This is a genomic window from Amycolatopsis sp. NPDC051716, assembly GCF_040681595.1.
In the GTDB taxonomy this organism is placed as follows: Bacteria; Actinomycetota; Actinomycetes; order Mycobacteriales; family Pseudonocardiaceae; genus Amycolatopsis.
Map to the genome: position 1 here is coordinate 18,606 of NZ_JBFAZA010000010.1, position 20,204 is coordinate 38,809.

A 20,204-nucleotide genomic window follows, 5' to 3' on the forward strand; every position below is an offset into this window, starting at 1 on the left:
GGTGTACCCCAGGTCACGGGCCGCCCCCGGTCGGCGGGCCCGCGTCACCCGGAGGGATGATCGACGGCGTGAAAACCGGCGCCCGACGAAAGAGGTGAGCGCGTGTCCTTCCGGCACCTTGTCCTGGTGGCCGCGGTCATCCTGAGCGCCGCCGCCTGCAGCACCCCGGGCGAGCACCCGCCCGCGCCGAGCACGCCGAGCGGCCCGCGCGCCACCGTGGGGTCCTTGCACCTGACCCTGCCGGCCGGCGCGACCTACACCGAGCACAGCCCGGACGGCCTGCTGGACGGCTGCGTCGCCGAAGGCGCCGTGGCCTGCGAAGCGCGGGTCGTGAACCTGCGCAAGCCGGACTCCGACGCGCCGATCAACCTTCCGAGTACGAAGCGGCCTTTCGGCTGGTACACCGGCACGGACCTGCCGACCTGCATCACGCCCGCGTCGCCGCCCGGCAAGGCCACCGGCGCCACCGGCAGCACGCTCATGGACTCCGGCTTCGCGCCGGTCGGGCCCAAGAACGCCGAATACGGCCGCTGGAAGGTCACCTGCGAGAACTCGGCGCAGAACAACCAGGTGCGGATGTGGTGGCTGCCGACGAGCCGGATCCTGATCGTCCAGTACGGGTCCTTCCCCGGCTGGGACGCCAAGATGGACGCCCTGCTCGCCGGCGCCACCTTCAGCTGACGGCGTCGAGCGCGGCCCGGATGATCGCGTCCGTGTCGATGCCGTGGTAGCGGTAGACGTCCTCGAGCGACCCCGACTGCCCGAAGCCCGTGACGCCGAGCGCGACCGACGGCACCCGGTTGATCCCGGCGAGGAACGCCAGCGTGTGCGGGTGGCCGTCGAGCACGGTGACCAGCGGCTTCGCTCGCGAAGCGGGGAAGACCTGGTCCAGGATCCACGACTCGGCACTCCCGCGGCCGGACCGGGCTTGGAGCGCCTCGAACAGCAGGCCCGGGCTCGTCACGCACACGACGTCGGCCTCGACGCCGACCTGGGCCAGCCGCTCGGCCGCCGCCAGGGTGTCCGGCACCAGCGCCCCCATCGCCGCCAGCGTGACGGCCGGTGCAGCCGCCCGCCGCAGGAGGTACGCGCCGGCCACGACCTGGCGGCGACGGCGTTCGCGGGCGGCCGGGTCGGCCGGCACCGCGGCGAGCGTCTGGTCGACCGGCCGCGTCGAGAGCCGGAAGTACGACGACGTCCCGCCCGGCTTGCCGAGCCGGCCGAGCGCGGCCAGCAGGGTCCACTCGGTGTCGATCGCGAACGCCGGTTCGTAGCTGACGCAGCCGGGCTGCTCGATCCCGATCGACGGCGTGGTGATCGACTGGTGCGCGCCGCCTTCCGGCGCGAGCGTGACCCCCGACGGCGTCCCGATCAGGATCGACTGCCCGCCCGCGTAGATGCCGAACGACCACGGCTCCAGCGCGCGCTCGACGAACGGGTCGTACATGACGCCGATGGGCAGCAGCGGCTCGCCCCACCGGCTCCAGGTCGCGCCGAGCTCACCCAGCAAGCCGACCAGGTTCGTCTCGGCGATCCCCAGCTCGACGTGCTGGCCGGTCGGCTTCTCCCGCCAGTGCATGATCGTCTCGGGGTCGTCCTCGAACCAGTCGCGGCGCTCGGTGGCCGACCAGACGCCGACCTTGTTGACCCAGCCGCCGAGGTTGGTCGTCGAGCTGACGTCCGGGCTGACCGTCACCACGCGCTTCGCCGCTTCGGGCGCTTCGCGCGTCAGGTCGAGCAGCACGCGGCCCAGCGCGGCCTGCGTCGTAGCGGTCCCAGAAGGCGTACGTCCGATGTCGACGGGCAGTTCCAGCGAAGGCGCCGAAGGAATGTCCGGACGGCGAAGGCGCGAAGCGACTTCAGCGCACAACGCGGCTTCGGCCGACCCGTCGGCGAAGCGCTCCCACGGCGACGCGAGGTCCGTGCCCGATGACGAAGCCAGCTCTTCCATCTGCGCCACGGTCAGCAGCGACGAGTGGTTCTGCGGATGCCCTTGCGTGGGAAGACCGCGTCCCTTGACGGTGTAGCAGAAGATCACTGTCGGCCGATCGTCCGCGATGGACGCGAAGACCTCGTCGAGCGAGCCGAGGTCGTGCCCGCCGAGATTGCGGATCGCAGCCAGCAGCGTTTCGTCGTCGAGCGACGCGACCAGCTCGGAGAGGGCAGCGTCGCCCGCGGGCAGCCGGTCGCGGACCTGCGCGGCGTCGCAGCGCAGCAGCCGCTGGTACTCGGGGTTCGGCATCGCGTCGATGCGGGCGCGCAGCTCGGCGCCGCCGGGCCGGGTGAACAGCTCCTCCAGCAGGCGGCCGTACTTCAGCGTGAGCACCTGCCAGCCGGCGGCGTCGAACATGCCCTGCAGCCGCCCGGCCGCGATGTTCGGGACGACCCGGTCGAGGGACTGGCGGTTGAGGTCGACGATCCAGACGATCTCGCCCAGCTCGGCGACGCCCGGGTCGAGGATGGCCTCCCAGATCGCGCCTTCGTCCAGCTCGGCGTCGCCGACCAGCGAGTACTGGCGGCCGGTGCCCGCCGACGAGCCCCGGGCCGTCAGGTAGCGGCGGGCCAGCGCGCCCCAGATCGGGGCGGTCGCGCCGATGCCGACCGAGCCGGTCGAGTAGTCCACCGGGTCGGGGTCCTTGGCGCGGCTCGGGTAGCTCTGCAGGCCGCCGAACTCGCGCAGCGTCGGCAGGTAGGCCTCGTCCAGCTCGCCGAGGAGGTAGTTGATCGCGTGGAGCACCGGCGACGCGTGCGGCTTCACCGAGACGCGGTCCTCGGGACGCAGGTGCCGGAACCACAGCGACGTCATGATCGAGACCGGTGAGGCGCACGACGCCTGGTGCCCGCCGACCTTCAGCCCGGATGGGTTGGGCCGGACGCGGTTGGCCTGGTGCACGATCGCGGTGGCGAGCCACAGCACCCGCTGCTCGATCGCGGTGAGCGCCGGGGCGGTCACGGGGGCCTGAGTCATCGTCGACACCTTTCGTGCAGGAAGCGCCCACCAGGACAGCACTGGTGGACGCATCGCACAACCGATGCCGCCGAGAGTGCGCAGAATGCGCACTGGACGCCGAGAGCTCAGGTCTCCGGCTGCGCAGAATGCACGCGCTCCAGCAGGGGCGCCAGACGGTACGGGACGAGCTCACGCATGACGAGCGAGATGTTCGTCCGCTCCACCCCCGGCGAGGCGAGGATGTGCCCGGCGATCCGGTAGAGGTCGTCGGCGTCGACGGCGACCACCTGCACCATCAGGTCGCTCGCCCCGGTCAGCCCGCACACCTCGGTCACCTCGGGGATCGCGGCGAGGGCCGTGCCGATCTCGGCGAGGCGCCGCTGGTCGACCTGCGCGTTGACGAACGCCCGCAGCGGGTAGCCCAGGCGGGCCGGGTCGATGCGGCGTTCGAACGACCGCAAGACACCGCGCTGCTCGAGCCGTGCGAGCCGGGCCTGCACCGTGTTGCGGGACAGCCCCAGCCGCTCGGCCAGCGCGACCGCGGTCGACCGCGGGTCCTCGCCCAGCGCCTGGAGCAGGCGCGCGTCGATCTCGTCGATGGTTTCCGGCACGCCGCCGATCTTTCCACCCGGGCGCGGAGGTGAGCGGGCTCACCATGAGCGGGTTGCCAGCCGACCGTTTCCGATATATCGTGAACGTGTCGCAACAGTTCGAGAAAGGAACACAAGACATGCGTAGGCACCAACACCCCTTCGCTCACGAACGTGGGCGCACACCTTTCGGGCCCTTCGGTGGTTTCGGCGAGTTCCCCCCGGGCTTCGGCCCCGGTGGACGCGGTCGCGGCCACGGACCGGGCCGGCGGGGTCACGGCGGACGGCGCAGCCGCCGCGGTGACGTCCGCGCCGCGATCCTGGCGCTGCTCGCCGAGCAGCCCCGGCACGGCTACGAGATCATCCGCGAGATCGGCGAGCGCTCCGGCGGCTTCTGGCGGCCGAGCCCCGGCTCGGTCTACCCGACGCTGCAGCTGCTGGCCGACGAAGGCCTGGTCATCAGCAAGGACGAGCACGGCAAGAAGCTGTTCGAGCTGACCGACGCCGGCCGCACCGCCGCGGAAGAGCAGGACAGCACCCCGCCGTGGGAGCACATCGCGCAGGACGTCGACCCGACCGAGGTCGGGCTGGCCAAGGCGGGCAAGAACCTGGCCGCCGCCGTCGTGCAGATCATGCGCGCGGGCACCGAGAGCCAGCAGGCCCGCGCGGCCGAGGTCCTCAACGACGCCCGGCGCTCGCTCTACGGCATCCTCGGCGAAGACGAGGACGAGTCCTCGGCTTCCTCGGAAGAAGCAGCCGAGTGACCTGGCAGGACGAGGCCGGTGGGCTTGACCCGCGTGTGGACGCGGTAGCCCACCGGCAGCGTCAGGTCCTGCGCGCGATTCCCGTTACGCTGCAAGGACTCCGCGATCGCCTGTTCGGCGACCGGCCGGCTGAACTCGATCTTCAGCACGGCTTCGAGGTCCGCGGCGGTCGCGAACCGCCATTCGGTCGCGACGCGGCGGCAGCCGAACCCGGCCCGGGCGAAGAACCGTTCCACGGCGCCCGGGTCGTACTGCGGTAGGTCGGCGCGCATCCAGCGCCCGTAGGGCTCACTGGTCACGTCCAGATCGACGATCAGGAGCGCGCCGCCCGGCCGCAGCACCCGCTCGGCCTCCGCCAGCCCGGGCTCGCACCCGGGCCCGAAGAAGTACGCCGTGCGCGCGTGCACGACGTCGACGCTCGCGCTGCGAACCGGCAGCCGCTGGGCCCGGCCCATCCGGACGTCCACGTTCGACAGTCCCTCGACGCGCTTCAGCGCGGTCCGCACCAACGGCTCGTGCGGCTCCACTCCGAGCACCGATCGCGCGTCACGAGCGAAGCGCGGCAAGTGAAACCCGTCACCGCAGCCGACGTCCAGCACGTCCCGGCCGGTCCAGTCGTGCTCCTCCCGAAGCACCCGCCAGATCTCGCCGCCGCTGTCCTGCGCGCGGTTCTCCAGCTCGTAATCGGCCTGGTAGTACCAGATGTTGGGGCTGGGCACGACCTCCGCGCGCCGGGACGACCACCGCACCCCCGCTGCTCCTTCCGGGTCCTCGTCGCCGGGCCGTGTTCTCACGGAGGCGATTTCTTGGCGGAAAACTCACGGATCACGCCTAGAATCCGGTGGGTATCGGGAGGAGCACCCATGGCAATCGGCCCGTCCAGTACCCCGTCCCCGGTCCCGGCCGGAATTCCGTGCTGGATCGAGCTGGCCTGTCGCGAGCAGGCCGTGGCGGAAAGATTCTACGGCGCCCTCTTCGGCTGGGAGTACACCACTCAACGAGACCCGGCGACCTCCGACGGCCGCTACTCCATCGCGGCGCTCAACACGCTCCCCGTGGGCGGGCTCTACCGCGCCGCCCAGGGCTCGCCGCTGGGGTGGATGCCGCACATCTCCGTGCCGCACACCGCGAGCGCGGCCGAGTGGGTGGAGCACCTCGGCGGGCGGATCACGCTCGGGCCGGTGGCGATCCCGGACCGCGGCATGATCATGCACGCCATGGACGCGTGCGGCGCGCCGGTGGTGTTCTGGGAGGTGCCGCCGAACTGGGAGTTCGTCACCGGGATCCCGAACACCTTCAGCGGCGCGGACCTCAACACCCACGACGGCGTCGCGGCGGATCACTTCTACACCAAGCTGTTCACCTACGGCAGCCATCAGATCGGCGACGGCGAGATGCTCGACTACGTCGAATGGCTCATCGAGCACGAGCCGGTGCTGTACCGGTACGTGATGGGTTCGGAATACAGCCTCGACACCCCGCCGCACTGGCTCGTGTACTTCGACATCGACCCGGCCCGCGGCGTCGACGCGGTCGCGGGCGAGGCGCTCATGCACGGCGGCACGGTGGTGATCCAGCCCTACGACACCCCGTTCGGCCGGATGTCGATCCTCGCCGACCCCGAGGGCGCGGTCTTCGCGGTGATCGACCACTCCCGCGTCGCCGAAGGCTGGGGCCGCGCGGAAGTCGACGACCCCTACGACGACTAGACCGGCACGAACGCCGAAAGCAGCAGCCAGGACACGACCGCCGAGGGCAGCAGCGAGTCGAGGCGGTCCATGATCCCGCCGTGCCCGGGCAGCAGCGTGCCCATGTCCTTGACGCCGAGGTCGCGCTTGATCAGCGACTCGACGAGGTCGCCGAGGGTCGCGGTCAGCACGATGGCGACACCGAAGATCACGCCCTGCCAGACGTGGCCGTCGAGCAGCAGGCTGAGCGTCAGCGCTCCGGCCACGACGCCGCCGATCACCGAACCCGCGAAGCCTTCCCAGGTCTTCTTCGGGCTGATGGTGGGCGCCATCGGGTGCTTGCCGCCGAGCACGCCGGCGATGTAGCCACCGGTGTCCGACGCGACGACGCCGATCAGGAAGGTCAGGACGCGCCCGACGCCGTCCGACGGCGGCACGAGCATCGCCGCGAAGGCACCGAAGAGCGGCAGGTAGGCGGCGGCGAAGGTGGACGCGCTGATGTCGCGCAGGTAGCCCTTCGCGCCGCCGGGCAGCCGCCACAGCAGGCAGGCGAGCACGGTGAGGACGAACGCGGTGAGCGCGCCCTCCCGGCCGAACGGCCAAGCGAGCCAGATCATCGCCTGCCCGCCGACGAGCACCGGGATCATCGCGACCCGGATGTCGGCGACCCGGCGCAGCACCCCGGCGAACTCGAAGGTGCCGACCGCGATCGCGATCGCGATGATCCCGATGAACAGGTAGCGCACGGTGAGCAGGGAAACGATGATCGCGGCGCCGAGCAGCAGCGCCACCCCGATGGCCGCGGGCAGGTTCCGGCCGGCCTTGGAGGCCTTCTTGGCCTCCGGCGCCGGTTCCGCGGCCGCGGTTGCCCCGGCCGCCACGCCGTTCGCCGAAGGCGTTTCCGCCGCCACGCCGCCGGCAGCGGCTCCTGCTCCGGCGGTCGTCGAAGCGTCGCCCGCAGCATCGGCCCGCGAGCCCGCCGGCGTTTCCGCGGCGGCGGTTCCGGCGGCCGACAACCGGGCCGCTTCGCCGGTGCCCGAAGCCTCCGGCACGATCGGCGTCCCCGCCGCGCGGCCGTTTTCCGAGGTCGCCGAAGCCTCGCCCGCAGAAGTCGGCGCCCCGGCGGTTCCCGGGAACTCCGGCGTGGCCGGGCTGCCGGCGTCACCCGGCTCCGGCGTCCCGGGCGTGGCTGCCGGGTGTGCTCCGGTGGCGTCCACCCGGTCCTCGCGTTCCTCGCTCACCTTTGCCATCAGACCTCGAGCAGCTCGGCTTCCTTGTGCTTGACCAGCTCGTCGACCTTGTGCGAGTACGTGTCGGTGAGGTTCTGCAGCTCCTTCTCCGCGCGCACGACCTCGTCTTCGCCCGCTTCGCCGTCCTTGCCGATGCGGTCGAGCTCTTCCTTGGCCTTGCGGCGGATGCTGCGGATGGTCACCCGCGCGTCCTCACCCTTGCTCTTGGCCACCTTGACCATCTCCTTGCGCCGCTCCTCGGTGAGCTGCGGGATGACGATCCGGATCACGTTGCCGTCGTTGCTCGGGTTGACCCCGAGGTCGGACTCGCGGATGGCCTTTTCGATCGCGACGAGCTGGGTCTGGTCGTATGGCTTGATCAGCGCCATCCGCGCCTCCGGCACGTTCACGCTGGCCAGCTGGTTCAGCGGGGTCGGCGCGCCGTAGTACTCGACGACGATGCGCGAGAACATCGACGGGGTGGCCCGGCCGGTGCGCACCGACGTCAGATCATCCTTGGCGACGGACACCGCTTTTTCCATCTTCTCCTCGGCGTCGAGGAGGGTCTCGTCGATCACGGCTACTCCCGTTGTTGTGATGGGTGGCGCTTGCTGATCCCAGCAGGTCTAGGCCGGCACCCCGGCAGTGGGGGTGCTGACCAACGTGCCGATTCTTTCACCACTCACCGCGCGGGCGATGTTCCCCTCGGTGAGCAGGTTGAACACGATGATCGGCATGTTGTTGTCCATGCAGAGGCTGAACGCCGTCGCGTCGGCCACCTTGAGGTCCCGCTCCAGCACCTCGCGGTGGGTGATCTCGCGGAACATCTCGGCGGTGGGGTCGGCCTTCGGGTCCGCGGTGTAGACGCCGTCGACGGCCTTCGCCATCAGCACGGCTTCGCAGCCCAGCTCGAGCGCCCGCTGCGCGGCCGCGGTGTCGGTGGAGAAGTACGGCATGCCGACCCCGGCGCCGAAGATCACGACGCGGCCCTTCTCCAGGTGCCGCTCGGCGCGGCGCGGGATGTAGGGCTCGGCGACCTGGCCCATCGTGATGGCGGTCTGCACGCGGGTGGGCAGGCCCTCCTTCTCCAGGAAGTCCTGCAGCGCGAGGCAGTTCATCACGGTGCCCAGCATCGCCATGTAGTCGGCGCGGTCACGGTCCATGCCGCGCTGCGACAGCTCGGCGCCCCGGAAGTAGTTGCCGCCGCCGATCACGACCGCGACCTGGACGCCGGTGCGGGCGACGTCGGCGATCTGCTGCGCGACCGAGTGGACGACGTCCGGATCGACGCCGATCGAACCACCGCCGAACATCTCGCCGCCCAGTTTCAGCAGCACCCGCCGGTAGCCACCTTCGACCCGGTCACCCATCTATGTCGCCTCCTACGCCCCTCGACCGCTGTGAATTCCTCTGGACCCGACAGTGCCCCGTCCCCGATGGACGGAGACGGGGCACTGTGGGGGTAGAACCTACGCCCTGGCCTGACGTCAGGCCTGGCCGACCTCGAAGCGCGCGAACTTGGTCAGCGTCACGCCGGCCGCGTCGAGCAGGGCCTTGACGGTCTTCTTGTTGTCCTTGACCGACGGCTGCTCGAGCAGGACGTTGTCCTTGTAGTAGGCGTTGACCTTGCCCTCGATGATCTTCGGCATGGCCTGCTCCGGCTTGCCTTCTTCGCGGGCGGTCTGCTCGGCGATGCGGCGCTCGTTCTCGACGATCTCGGCCGGCACCTCGTCGCGGGTCAGGTACTTCGCGCGCAGCGCGGCGACCTGCATGGCGGCACCACGGGCGGCCTCGGCGTCGTCACCGGTGAACTCGACGAGCACGCCGACGGCCGGCGGCAGGTCGGAGCCGCGGCGGTGCAGGTAGGTCGCGGTCTGGCCCTCGAAGGCCACGACGCGGCGCAGCTCGAGCTTCTCGCCGATGCGGGCCGAGAGCTCCTGGACGACCTCGTTGACGGTCTTGCCGTCGAGCTCGGCAGCCTTCAGCGCCTCGACGTCGGAGGTCTTGACGGTCTTCGCGACCTCGACGATCTTCGCGGCGAGCGCCTGGAAGTCGGCGTTCTTCGCGACGAAGTCGGTCTCGGAGTCGAGCTCGATGAGGACGCCGCCCTCGCCGGTGACCAGGCCCTCGGCGGTGGCGCGCTCGGCGCGCTTGCCGACGTCCTTGGCACCCTTGATGCGGAGGAACTCGACGGCCTTGTCGAAGTCGCCGCCGTTCTCCTCGAGGGCCTTCTTGCAGTCCATCATGCCGGCGCCGGTCATCTCGCGCAGGCGCTTCACGTCAGCGGCGGTGTAGTTCGCCATTCTGGTAAATCCATCCTTCGCAGGAAATCTGTGGGTTGCTACACCCGTGCGGCCGGGCCCCCAGAGGGCACGGCCGCACGGGCGGGTGGAGCGTCAGGAGGAGGCGGTCGCCTGCTCGGTGGCGGCCTCGGCCGGGGCCGCCTCGACGGCAGCGGCGGCTTCGGTCGCGTCGGCGGCGGCGGTCTCGGAGCCGGCGAGCAGCTCCTTCTCCCACTCGGCCAGCGGCTCGTCGGCGGCGACGCCCGGCTCCGGCTTCGTGTCGGCCGAAGCACCGTTGCGGCTGGAGCGGGCCATCAGACCGGCGGCCGCGGCCTCGGCGACGACCTTGGTCAGCAGCGCGGCCGAGCGGATGGCGTCGTCGTTGCCCGGGATCGGGTAGTCGACCTCGTCCGGGTCGCAGTTGGTGTCCAGGATCGCGACGACCGGGATGTTCAGCTTCCGAGCCTCGCCGACGGCGATGTGCTCCTTCTTGGTGTCGACGATCCACACCGCGCTCGGCACCTTCGCCATGTCGCGGATACCGCCGAGGGTCTTCTCGAGCTTGTCCTTCTCGCGGGTCAGCGTCAGGATCTCGCGCTTGGTGAGACCTTCGAAGCCACCGGTCTGCTCACGAGCCTCGAGCTCCTTGAGGCGGAGGAGACGCTTGTGCACGGTCTGGAAGTTGGTCAGCATGCCGCCGAGCCAGCGCTGGTTGACGTAGGGCATGCCCACGCGCGCGGCCTCGTTGGCGATGGCTTCCTGAGCCTGCTTCTTGGTGCCGACGAACATGATGGTGCCGCCGTGCGCGACGGTTTCCTTGATGAATTCGTACGCACGGTCGATGTAGGTCAGCGTCTGCTGCAGGTCGATGATGTAGATGCCGTTGCGCTCGGTAAAGATGTAGCGCTTCATCTTCGGGTTCCACCGACGGGTCTGGTGCCCGAAGTGCACGCCGCTGTCGAGCAGCTGCTTCATGGTGACGACGGCCATTGCCGGAATCAACCTCTTCTGTGTAGTGCGCGCTTCGCTTCCGCTGACGCGCTGCTCGGTTTGTCGCTCGCGGCCGGGAGGCCGTTCGCCCTGGTGCCCGTGCCGGTGCCCGGACCCGGGGAGTGAAGAACTCCCAGGGACCGCCGGACCCCGTGCGCCCGCCCGGCTTGTTTCCAGACCGGGGAACGCGCACGTGCACGCGAAGTCAGCCCGCTGAAACGGACTGCGCAGAAGATTCTACCCCCTCCCACCACCCCCTCCCCCACCGGCGGCCACTGGGTGACGCAGTTGTCCACATCGGGTCCGGTTATCCACAGATTCGGCATCGGTCCCCCACGAGGCACCGAGCTCCCCCACCCTGGAGGCATGGAGTCGATCATGCGGGTCCGGCGGCGGGTGCCGGGGTGGTTATTGGGCACGATTGCGCTGGTCATGGCGCTTTTCGGAGGGGTGGTAGCAGGTGGAGACACAGCCATTCGAGCACCGGAAGCGACGGCTCGGGGAGGCGGCATGCCGCCGACGACGCCCCTGGGGACAGGTGTGGCTCGAACGGGCGAATCCCGGCCACCACGACCCGAGCCTTGGACGCACGGCCTGGCCCCGCCGGCGCCGGGCTCACCGGCGCTGGGCGTAGCGACACCAGCCGAGTCTCAGGCGAGTTGGCTCGCATCGATCGCACACCCGGCGTCGGGTGAGCGCGCAGCCTCCCTTATGGCCGGGCACGTGCGGGCTGACTCCCCCGAGGCCGCGCAAATGCGGACCGGATCCCCTGGAGTCGCGCAGGTGCGGGCCGGTCCCCCTGGGGTCCGGCAGGCACCGACCGATTCCCCTGGGGCCGCGCTGGCGCGGGCCATTTCCCCTGGGGTCGGGCAGGCGCAGGCCGGTTCCCTTAAGTCCACGCTGGGACCAGCCGAGCCCCCCGGAGTCCGGCAACCGCCGACCGATCCCCCCGAGATCGGGCAGGCGTGGACCGATTCCCCCCAGGCCACGCGGGCGCCAGCCGATCCCCTCGAGGCCGCGCTGGGGCCGGCCGTGCCGTGGGGGATCGCCCTCATGGCCGGCTCGGCATCGCCGCCGTCCGTCGGGGTCGGACCTGGCGCGGATGGTTCCGTCTCCGCGCGGCAATCGCGGCTCTCCTGGCCCCTGTCACCCGTTCCGGTGATCACCAAGTATTTCGACGCCCCCGATACGCCGTTCGGACCCGGTCATCGCGGAGTGGACCTGGCCGCCGTGCCCGGGCAGGACGTGCTGGCCGCCGATGCGGGCGTCGTCGTCTTCGCGGGTGCCGTGGGCGGGCGGCCCGTCCTCTCCGTCGACCACGACGGAGGGCTGCGGACCACCTACGAGCCCGTGGTGCCGAAAGTGGCCGTGGGCGAACAGGTCTACCGCGGCCAAGTGCTCGGCACCGTCCTCGCCGGGCATCCCGGCTGCACGGTGGCAGCGTGCCTGCACTGGGGTGTGCGGCGGGGCGAGGAGTACGTCGATCCCCTCGCGCTGACCGGCGAGGTGGGCGAATACCGGCTCAAGCCGTGGGGAGGTGGTCGGTGATCAGGCGCCGGTCTGCTCGACCAGCTTGGCGCGCAGCCGCATGACCGCCCGCGTGTGCAGCTGGCTCACCCGCGACTCGGTGACGCCGAGGACCTTGCCGATCTCGGCGAGGGTCAGGCTTTCGAAGTAGTAGAGGCTGACCACGATCTTGTCGCGCTCGGTCAGCTGCGCGATCGCCTGGGCGAGCTGGCGGCGGTTGTCCTGGTCGACGAGCACCGCGACCGGGTCGACGGCGTCGTCGTCGGGCAGTGTGTCGACCAGCGAGCCGCTGTCCTTGCCCGCGGCCACCAGGTCCTCCAGCGCGACGACGCTGGTCAGCTGCAGCTGACCGTAGAAGTCGCGCAGGTCGTCGAGGCCGATGCCGAGTTCGGCGGCGAGCTCCGCGTCGGTCGGGGTGCGGTGCAGGCGGGCGCCGAGGCGCTCCATCGCACGCTCGGCCTCCTTGGCCTTGCTGCGCACCGCGCGCGGCACCCAGTCCTGCGAACGGAGGTCGTCAAGGATCGCGCCGCGGATGCGCTGCATCGCGTACGTCTCGAAGCGCAGGCCGCGCTCGGGATCGAACTTCTCGATCGCGTCGACGAGGCCGAAAATGCCCGACTGCACGAGGTCGCCCACGTCGATGTGGGTGGGCAGCCCGGTGCCGACCCGGCCGGCGACGTACTTGACCAGCGGGGCGTAGTGCAGCACGAGCCGATCGCGCGACGACTGGTCCGGGCTGTCGGCGAACTGCTGCCACAGAGCCGCGATCCCGGCGTCGACGTCGTAGCCGGCCCGGGTCTCCGCGGGCGCGGCAGCCTCACCGTGAGTGGTCACTCCGGCGGCTTCGGTCACGTGCGGGCCTGCGGTCATTGCACAGTCGTTCTCGGCATGCGGCTCAGTGTCATCTCCGTGCTCGTGCGGATGCGCGTGCGCCGCCAGTCCTGCTGGTGACGACCCCGGTGAGCCTCCCCCGGCCGCCTCAGGCCCTGGGGTGCGCTCGGTCATGGATCGCTTTCAACCGGTCGACGGTCACATGAGTGTAGAGCTGCGTTGTGGCAAGCGTAGCGTGACCAAGCAGTTCCTGAACGCTCCTGAGATCGGCACCCCCTTCGAGCAGATGCGTCGCGGCGGAATGCCGCAGGCCGTGGGGCCCCATGTCGAGAGCTCCGGGCACCGCCGTGACGGCGTCGTGGACGACGCGCCGCACCGCGCGCGGGTCGACGCGTTTGCCCCGGACACCCAGGAAAAGCGCGCGCTCGACGCTCTCACCACCGCTTTCGGCGATGACCTTCGGCCGCCCCTCGTCGATCCAGTCGGTGAGCGCCTCCGCCGCCGGAACGCCGAACGGGACGACCCGTTCCTTGCCGCCCTTCCCCATTACCGTCACGACACGACGGGAGAAATCGGCCCCACCGACGTCCAGCCCGCACAACTCGGACACCCGGATGCCGGTGGCGTAGAGCAGTTCGACGATCGCGCGATCACGCAGGGCGACGGGATCCCGTTGTGCCGCGCCGGCGGCCGATGCCTGCATGACTTCCCCCGCCTGCCCGGCCCGCAGCACCCCGGGCAGGGTGCGGTGCGCTCGCGGCGCCGCGAGCCGCCCGCCCGGGTCCGTGGCCAGGACACCGGTGCGGTGCGCCCAGGCGGTGAACGTCCGCGCCGAGGCAGCCCGCCGGGCGAGCGTCGTCCGGCTCGCCCCACCGGACTGCTGGGCGGCGAGCCACGCGCGCAGTCGCGCGAGGTCCAGCTCCTCGACCGCGCTGCCACCGTCCACGACGAACCCCAGCAGCGCCACCGCATCGCCGACGTACGCCCGGACGGTGTGCGCGGACAGGCCGCGTTCGAGCCCGAGGTGCCGTTCGTAGGCGGTGACGACGGCCCGCACGGGCTCGGGCAAGGCGGCCCGCAGCGCGCGCAGGTCGGGACGGCGGGCCCGTCCGGAGCGTGGTGACGGCATGATGTCACGCTGCGCGAACAACCGCCTCCGGTCAAGGATCGCCACGCGGCCCCACCGGACCGGCCGAACGCCGTCGACGAATTCGCCCGGATTTCGTCGTGGTCACGCGCTTTCCTTCCGCCGTCGCCAGCCGGCTTCCCCGCGGACGGCGAATCCATCGATTTCCAGTTCGGGCAGCAACGCCCGCACCCGCCGCAACGGGAGGCCGGATTCGGCCGCGACCTCGGCGTCGGACCGGTCGGCGCGCACGGCCAGTGCCTCGAAGGCGCGCAACGCGTCGGGCCCCAGCCGGTCGGTGCGCCGTTTCGGCCGGCTCGAAACGGTGTCCTCGGCGATGCCGAAACGTCCGACGGTCTCGAGGACTTCGTCGACGGTCGAGACCAGCGTCGCTTTGGCGTCGCGGATCAGTTCGTGACAGCCGATGGACATCCCCGACGAAACCGGGCCGGGCAGGGCCATCACCACCTTGCCGAGGGCACCGGCGGTACTGGCGGTGTTGCGGGCGCCGCTGCGCCGTCCCGCTTCGACCACCAGGGTGCCCTCGGTGAGGGCGGCGATGAGCCGGTTGCGGACGAGGAAGCGGTGCCGCGCCGGCGTAGTGCCGGGCGGGTACTCGCTGATCACTGCGCCGCCGGAGCGGACGATCCGGTTCAGCAGCGCGACGTGCCCCGCCGGATAGCCGGCATCGACAGCGCATCCCAACACCGCGGCGGTGACGCCCTCGGCAGCGAGCGCGCCGCGGTGCGCAGCCCCGTCGATGCCGTAGGCGGCACCCGAGAACACGGGCACGCTCCGGCCGGCCAGCCCGTAGGCGAACTCGGCGGCGTGGTGTTCGCCGTAGTCGGTCGCGGCACGAGCACCCACGATGGCCACGGCCCGGTCGGCCGCAGTGCCGAGCGCAACGTCGCCGGCGACCCACAAGGCCAGAGGCTGCACGGCTTCGGCAACGCCTTGCCGGGCCGCGAGGTCGAGGGCGTGCAGTGGCCAGGTGGGCCACTCGTCGTCCTCGGGCACGACGAGCCGGGCGCCGGCCGCGGCGGCCCGGGTGAAATCTTGGCTGACGAGGTCGTAGTCGCGTCGCGCCTCGGTTGCTTTCAGGACCTCGTCCGGGCAGTCACCACGCCGGACCCGCGCGGCTGCCGCTATCGGCCCGTGCTCGGCAACGAACGCCACGAGGGCGGGCGCCGGCGGCTCGGCCACCCGCAGCAGGTACGCGCGAGCCTGCCGCAGCTCATCGGCACTCATGCGGCCACCCGCTCCCGAACGCTCCCCATCGGCACCGGCTCGCGATCGCCGGCAAGTGCAGCGGCAGCGGCAGCCGCCGCCAGCGGCTCGGGCGCCTGCAGCTGAAGAACGCCCCGTCCGCGCTCGGCGACGAAGACCGCGGCGGCCGCCGATGGCCCGACCTCCCGCAGCAGGACGGCGCGAACCTGCCGCAACTCGCCGGGGCTCATACCGCCGCCCGCTCCCGAACAACCGAGATCGGGCTCGCCGGCAAACACAACGCCAGCAGACGCCAGTGACTCGAGCACCTGCTCCCCAAGAACGACCCGCCCGCGCTCGGAGACCGAGATGACCCTGACGTTTGCCGATGGCTCGATCGCCCGCTCCCGAAAAGCGATCCGACCGCACCCGGACACGAGTGCGGCCATGGCAGCCGCCGATGGCTCGACCACCCGCCCTCGAAAAGCGACCCGCTCGCCCTCGGAAACGGAGTCGACCATGGCAGCCGCCGGTAGCTCGACCGCACGCCCTCGGTAAGCGACCAGCCCGCACTCAGGGACGAAGACCGTGGCGAGCGCCGGTGGCTCGGCAGTTCGCCACCGGGAGGGGCCGGGCGGCCGGTGGTTGGCGGGGGTCATGCCGCCACTCGCTCTCGGAATGCCAGGGCCGCGCCGACTTGTTCGGGGCCGGGGCGGGGCTCGGCGTCCAGGTCGGCCAGGGTCCAAGCTATTCGCAAGCAACGGTCGGCGCCTCGGCCGCTCAGGGCGCCTCGGCTCATGGCTCTGTCCAGCAGGGCCGTGGCGTCCGCGGGCAGGGCGAACTCTCGGCGCAGCGCCGGGCCGGGTACCTCCGAGTTGGACAGCCAGCTGTGCTCGCTCCAGCGGTGGACTGCGCGCTCGCGGGCTGCGAACACCCGGTGGCGCACCGCTTCCGATGACTCCGCCGCGCCGGTGTCGTGCGCGCTGATCGCGCTCAGCGGGCGCAACCGGACCCTCAGGTCGACGCGGTCGAGCAACGGCCCGGAAAGCTTGGCGAGGTAGCGGCGGCGGGCACTCGGCGAGCAGACGCAGTCCGCATCCTTCGGCGGCGCGCACGCACACGTGTTGGTGGCGAGGACCAGCTGGAACCGCGCGGGGTAGGTGATCGATCCCTTGACCCGGGAAATGCGCACCTCGCCCTCTTCGAGCACCGTCCGGAGCGACTCGAGGCACTGCCCGCCGAACTCGCAGACCTCATCGAGGAACAACACACCTCGGTGTGCCCGGCTGATCGCGCCCGGTGCGGCGATTCCGCTGCCTCCGCCGATCAGCGCCGGCACGGAGATCGAATAGTGCGGGGCGACGAACGGCGGGACGGTGACCAGCGGCGAAGACTTCGACAGCGAACCGTCGACCGAGTGGACCGCGGTGACCTCCAAGGACTCCTCCGGCGTCAGCTGCGGGAGGAGCCCGGGCAGCCGCTTCGCCAGCATCGTCTTGCCCACTCCGGGCGGTCCGGTGAGGAGGAGGTGGTGACCACCCGCCGCGGCGACCTCCAAGGCCCAGCGTGCCTCCGGCTGGCCGACGACGTCCGCGAGATCCGGCACGTCCGGCGGGGTCACCGGGCCCGGCGGCTCCGGGTGGGCCAGCTCGGCTTCGCGATTCAGCCACGCCACGAAGTCCCGCAAGTGCGCCGCGCCCGCGACTTCGATGCCGTCCACCAGTGCCGCCTCGACGAGGGAGTCCGTCGGCACGACGGCTCGGCCGTAGCCGGCCGCCCGGGCCGCCAGCAGACCCGGGAGGATGCCGCGGACCGCGCGGATCCGGCCGTCCAAGGCGAGCTCGCCGAGCAGCACGGTGCCCAGCAGCCGGGTGGCCGGGACCGCCCCCGATGCCGCGAGCACCGCCGCGGCGATACCCAGGTCGAAGGCGGACCCCATCTTGGGCAGGTTCGCCGGGGACAGCCCGAGCGTGACCTTGCCGTCGGGCCAGGGCTGCCCGGAATTGCGGACGGCGGACCGGACGCGGTCCTTCGCCTCGCGCAACCCGGCGTCGGGCAGGCCCACGAGGGTGATCCGGCTCAGCCCGCCACCGAGGTCGGCCTCGATCTCGATCACCCGGCCGTTGATGCCGAGAAGGCCGGCGGACCAGGCTTTGGCGATGGGCATCAGAACGCCGCCTCGATGTGCTGCAGCCGCGGGCGGGTGCCCGGTTCCGCGAGGATCGTGACCACGTCGTAGCGCACGGAGCACCAGCCGAGGCGGAACTCGCGGAGCCAGCGCTGGGCGGCTCGGCGGACCCGGCCCGCCTTCTCCTCCGTGACCGTTTCCGTGGGGAGGCCGAACTCGGTGCCGGAGCGGGTTTTCACCTCGCAGACGATGATGCGGGTGCGGTCGGTGAAGACGAGGTCCAGCTCGCCTTCGCGGCAGCGCCAGTTGCGGGCCAGCAGGACGAGCCCGCGGCTACGGAGGTAGGCGAGGGCGATGTCCTCGCCCCAGGCCCCCAGGTCGCGGCGGTGTCTTGCGAGCTCGTCGGTGCCCGTCATCGTGTTCGCCCCCTCGTCGGTTCGCTCCCGTCACCGGGGCGGTCCCGGCGATCACGGTGCGTGTGCGTTCGACGATGCCAGCGTGCGGCCGGGGTTCACCAGACCCGGATCGCGCGGCTGTGGACAACCGGGGTGTTGGGGACAACTGGTCCACGAATCGGGCTCGAAGGACCCGGACGGTCGGTGGGGTGTGCTAGGCGAAAAGAACCGCGCCGGCTCGTCCAGCGAGCCGGCGCGGCCGGTAGGTCGATCGGAACCGGGACTAACCCGAGAACGGGCCGTCTTCGGGGAGGCGGAGGTCGGGCTTGTCCAGCTCCTCCACGTTGACGTCCTTGAACGTGATGACCCGGACGTGCTTGACGAAGCGGGCCGGGCGGTACATGTCCCAGACCCACGCGTCGGACATGCGGACCTCGAAGTACACCTCGCCGCCGCCGTCACGGACCTGGACGTCCACCGCGTTCGCCAGGTAGAACCGCCGCTCGGTCTCCACCACGTACGAAAACTGGCCGACTATGTCGCGGTACTCGCGGTACAGCGAGAGCTCCATCTCGGTCTCGTACTTCTCGAGATCCTCTGCGCTCATGAAATCCGCGCCCCTCCTCGGGATCGTGCTGCTGCTCCGCCGGCGGAGCGTTCATTGTGACCCACACCCGCGGCCGGGGCATGCAGCGGCAGGCTGAGTTGTGGCTCTAATGCCTCGTCGAGGACCGCGGCCAGGCCGGCGGCGCCGGGCGTCTCCATGGCCTTTTCCAGCGCCGCGTACGTCAGCAGGACCGGCCGCGCCGGGCGCAGGCCGTGCTTGACGGCCACCGTGGCCACGTTCGTGTACGACCAGCGGTGGACGTCGCTGGGCCCGTGCTCCCGCAGCGCCGCCAGGTGGTCGGACGTGCTGTACCCCTTGTGCACGTCGAAGCCGTAGTGCGGGAAGTCGTCGTGGTAGCCCGCCATGATGCGGTCTCGCGTCACCTTCGCCAGCACCGACGCGGCCGCGATGCAGGCCACCGAACGGTCGCCCTTGATAACCGCCGTGTTCGGGGCCGTCAGACCGGGGACGCGGAACCCATCGGTGAGGACGTAACCCGGCTGCACGCGCAGGGCCGCCGCCGCGCGGCGCATGCCCTCCAGATTCATCACCCGGATGCCGTAGAGGTCGACCTCTTCGGTCGGGATGACGATCACCGAGTAGTCGACGGCCCGGGCGAGGACCAGGTCGTAGACCCGGTCCCGCGCCTTGGCCGTCATCAGCTTCGAATCCGTCAGCTCGGTCAGCTTCGCCGCGTCGCCCTGCTTCAGCACGCAGGCCGCGACCACCAGCGGCCCCGCGCACGCCCCGGCGCCGGCTTCGTCCACGCCGGCGACCGGGCCGAGACCACGGCGGTCGAGTGCGCCCTGCAGACCCCAGAAGAGGTCGCCGCGCACCACGGCTCGCGGTGGCCGGATCGGCTCGGCCGCCGTCAGGGGAACGGGAAGTGTCAAGGCTGGATCACCCGTCTGCCGGCAAACGTCGGGTGGCTAGGGTTTCCGCCCGGCCGCCCGGCGCAGGCCGGACTTGAGCTTGCGCCCGAGGAACAGCGCCGGCCACGCCGCCGCGATCCCGGCACCCAGCGGGAGCCCGCTCTGCCAGGCCGGCGCACCCAGCGCCACCGGCTGCGCCGACGCCTGCGGGTTGTGGTCGGTGATCCCGCCCCACCGGCTCGGCGGCAGGACGATGATCCGCGCCTTGCCGATGATGTTGTCCACCGGGACCGCACCGTTCACGCCGCCGCCGCCCTGGAACCGCGAGTCGTCGGAGTTGTTGCGGTTGTCGCCCTGGACCCAGACCATCCCGGCCGGAACCTTGACCGGCTCGAAGGTCTTCTGCTCCTGGTTCGACGGGTCTTCCCAATGGATGTACGGCTCGTCGAGCGACTTGCCGTCCACGATCATGCGGCCCTGCGGGTCGCAGCACTGGACGGTCTGCCCGCCGACCGCGATCACCCGCTTGACGAAGTCGCGCTCGTCCGGCGGGGCGAACCCGACCAGCGAGCCGAGACCGCGCAGGCCCTGGACGACGATGTTGCTCGACTCCTGCGGGGCGATCTCGTTGTTGATCCACGCCTGCGGGCCCTTGAACACGATCACGTCACCCGGGGAGGGCTCGGTGAAGTCGTAGGTGACCCGGTCGACCAGGATCCGGTCTCCGGTGCACCCGGGGCACCCGTGCAGGGTGGCCTCCATGGAGCCCGAAGGGATCATGAAGACCTTCGCGAGGAAAGTCTGGATCAGGATCGTGAGCACCAAGGCGATCACGAGCAGGATCGGCAGTTCCTTCCAGAACGACCGTTTCTTGGCGGGCTTGGCTCGCCGCCGGCGGGATCCCCCGCGCTCCTCGGAACGGGACAGCCTGGGCTTGTCCTCTTCGGAGCGATCGGGGTCATCCTCGGGAGCGTTCTGGGACACGGGTTCGGCCACGTCGTCAGGCTACCGGTAACCGG

General features: G+C 71.1%; 21 protein-coding genes. 4 read left to right on the top strand and 17 right to left on the bottom strand.

Annotated elements, in window-relative coordinates:
* Nucleotides 1-102: 102 nt before the first annotated feature.
* Entirely contained in the window at nucleotides 103-681 is a 579-nt protein-coding gene (locus AB0M30_RS15460) for a hypothetical protein (RefSeq protein WP_364584518.1), read from the top strand.
* Here the strand turns inward: AB0M30_RS15460 and AB0M30_RS15465 are convergent.
* Nucleotides 674-2,968 carry a pyruvate dehydrogenase gene (locus tag AB0M30_RS15465; RefSeq protein ID WP_364584520.1) on the bottom strand — a complete coding sequence of 765 codons (2,295 nt, stop codon included), beginning with the start codon at nucleotides 2,966-2,968 and terminating at the stop codon, nucleotides 674-676. The genes AB0M30_RS15460 and AB0M30_RS15465 overlap by 8 nt on opposite strands.
* A 107-nt stretch (nucleotides 2,969-3,075) precedes the next feature.
* A complete protein-coding gene (locus AB0M30_RS15470; RefSeq protein WP_360182695.1) occupies nucleotides 3,076-3,561 on the bottom strand; it encodes an Lrp/AsnC family transcriptional regulator in 486 nt (161 codons plus the stop codon).
* 119 nt (nucleotides 3,562-3,680) lie between these two features.
* Here AB0M30_RS15470 and AB0M30_RS15475 point away from each other — a divergent pair, with 119 nt between their 5' ends.
* Nucleotides 3,681-4,304: a PadR family transcriptional regulator gene (locus AB0M30_RS15475; protein WP_364584522.1), complete on the top strand. Its 624-nt coding sequence runs from the start codon at nucleotides 3,681-3,683 to the stop codon at nucleotides 4,302-4,304.
* On the opposite strand, the gene AB0M30_RS15480 is transcribed toward AB0M30_RS15475, so the two are convergent.
* Complete coding sequence (locus AB0M30_RS15480; protein WP_364584894.1) at nucleotides 4,241-5,053, bottom strand: class I SAM-dependent methyltransferase; 813 nt, start codon at nucleotides 5,051-5,053, stop codon at nucleotides 4,241-4,243. The genes AB0M30_RS15475 and AB0M30_RS15480 overlap by 64 nt on opposite strands.
* 114 nt (nucleotides 5,054-5,167) lie before the next feature.
* Between AB0M30_RS15480 and AB0M30_RS15485 the strand changes: the two genes are divergently transcribed.
* Nucleotides 5,168-6,013 (top strand): VOC family protein, encoded by an 846-nt coding sequence (locus tag AB0M30_RS15485; RefSeq protein ID WP_364584523.1) that lies wholly within the window; start codon nucleotides 5,168-5,170, stop codon nucleotides 6,011-6,013.
* Here AB0M30_RS15485 and AB0M30_RS15490 read toward each other — a convergent pair.
* From AB0M30_RS15490 to rpsB, 5 genes are all read right to left on the bottom strand, one after another.
* Nucleotides 6,010-6,873 carry a phosphatidate cytidylyltransferase gene (locus AB0M30_RS15490; protein ID WP_364584895.1) on the bottom strand — a complete coding sequence of 288 codons (864 nt, stop codon included), beginning with the start codon at nucleotides 6,871-6,873 and terminating at the stop codon, nucleotides 6,010-6,012. The genes AB0M30_RS15485 and AB0M30_RS15490 overlap by 4 nt on opposite strands.
* Nucleotides 6,874-7,241: 368 nt before the next feature.
* Nucleotides 7,242-7,799 (bottom strand): ribosome recycling factor, encoded by a 558-nt coding sequence (gene frr / locus AB0M30_RS15495; protein WP_020644474.1) that lies wholly within the window; start codon nucleotides 7,797-7,799, stop codon nucleotides 7,242-7,244.
* 48 nt (nucleotides 7,800-7,847) lie between these two features.
* Entirely contained in the window at nucleotides 7,848-8,591 is a 744-nt protein-coding gene (pyrH, locus tag AB0M30_RS15500; protein ID WP_013223864.1) for a UMP kinase, read from the bottom strand.
* A gap of 117 nt (nucleotides 8,592-8,708) precedes the next feature.
* Complete coding sequence (gene tsf / locus AB0M30_RS15505; protein WP_364584525.1) at nucleotides 8,709-9,524, bottom strand: translation elongation factor Ts; 816 nt, start codon at nucleotides 9,522-9,524, stop codon at nucleotides 8,709-8,711.
* Nucleotides 9,525-9,617: 93 nt separating this feature from the next.
* Complete coding sequence (gene rpsB, locus AB0M30_RS15510) at nucleotides 9,618-10,493, bottom strand: 30S ribosomal protein S2 (protein WP_086852124.1); 876 nt, start codon at nucleotides 10,491-10,493, stop codon at nucleotides 9,618-9,620.
* A 1,053-nt stretch (nucleotides 10,494-11,546) separates the two neighbouring features.
* Here rpsB and AB0M30_RS15515 point away from each other — a divergent pair.
* On the top strand, nucleotides 11,547-12,041 hold the full coding sequence (locus AB0M30_RS15515; protein ID WP_364584527.1) for a M23 family metallopeptidase: 495 nt from the start codon (nucleotides 11,547-11,549) through the stop codon (nucleotides 12,039-12,041).
* On the opposite strand, the gene AB0M30_RS15520 is transcribed toward AB0M30_RS15515, so the two are convergent.
* The 9 genes from AB0M30_RS15520 to lepB form a co-directional block, all read right to left on the bottom strand.
* The gene (locus tag AB0M30_RS15520; RefSeq protein WP_364584529.1) at nucleotides 12,042-12,890 is read right to left on the bottom strand and encodes a FliA/WhiG family RNA polymerase sigma factor; all 849 of its coding nucleotides are present in this window, start codon (nucleotides 12,888-12,890) and stop codon (nucleotides 12,042-12,044) included.
* Nucleotides 12,891-12,999: 109 nt separating this feature from the next.
* A complete protein-coding gene (locus AB0M30_RS15525) occupies nucleotides 13,000-13,980 on the bottom strand; it encodes a tyrosine recombinase XerC (protein WP_364584897.1) in 981 nt (326 codons plus the stop codon).
* Between the two features lie 102 nt (nucleotides 13,981-14,082).
* Complete coding sequence (gene dprA, locus AB0M30_RS15530) at nucleotides 14,083-15,225, bottom strand: DNA-processing protein DprA (protein ID WP_364584531.1); 1,143 nt, start codon at nucleotides 15,223-15,225, stop codon at nucleotides 14,083-14,085.
* Nucleotides 15,222-15,704, bottom strand: coding sequence for a hypothetical protein (locus AB0M30_RS15535; protein ID WP_364584533.1), 483 nt, complete (start codon nucleotides 15,702-15,704; stop codon nucleotides 15,222-15,224). Before AB0M30_RS15535 ends, dprA begins: the two co-directional genes overlap by 4 nt.
* A 134-nt stretch (nucleotides 15,705-15,838) precedes the next feature.
* Nucleotides 15,839-17,350 (bottom strand): YifB family Mg chelatase-like AAA ATPase, encoded by a 1,512-nt coding sequence (locus tag AB0M30_RS15540; RefSeq protein WP_364584534.1) that lies wholly within the window; start codon nucleotides 17,348-17,350, stop codon nucleotides 15,839-15,841.
* The gene (locus AB0M30_RS15545) at nucleotides 17,350-17,727 is read right to left on the bottom strand and encodes a YraN family protein (RefSeq protein ID WP_364584536.1); all 378 of its coding nucleotides are present in this window, start codon (nucleotides 17,725-17,727) and stop codon (nucleotides 17,350-17,352) included. The genes AB0M30_RS15540 and AB0M30_RS15545 overlap by 1 nt, the downstream gene beginning before the upstream one ends.
* Before the next feature lie 262 nt (nucleotides 17,728-17,989).
* Entirely contained in the window at nucleotides 17,990-18,313 is a 324-nt protein-coding gene (locus AB0M30_RS15550) for a DUF2469 domain-containing protein (protein WP_003096226.1), read from the bottom strand.
* Nucleotides 18,310-19,152, bottom strand: a complete 843-nt coding sequence (locus tag AB0M30_RS15555; RefSeq protein WP_103343720.1) for a ribonuclease HII — start codon at nucleotides 19,150-19,152, stop codon at nucleotides 18,310-18,312. Before AB0M30_RS15555 ends, AB0M30_RS15550 begins: the two co-directional genes overlap by 4 nt.
* Before the next feature lie 90 nt (nucleotides 19,153-19,242).
* Nucleotides 19,243-20,181: a signal peptidase I gene (lepB, locus tag AB0M30_RS15560; RefSeq protein ID WP_364584538.1), complete on the bottom strand. Its 939-nt coding sequence runs from the start codon at nucleotides 20,179-20,181 to the stop codon at nucleotides 19,243-19,245.
* Between the last annotated feature and the right edge of the window lie 23 nt (nucleotides 20,182-20,204).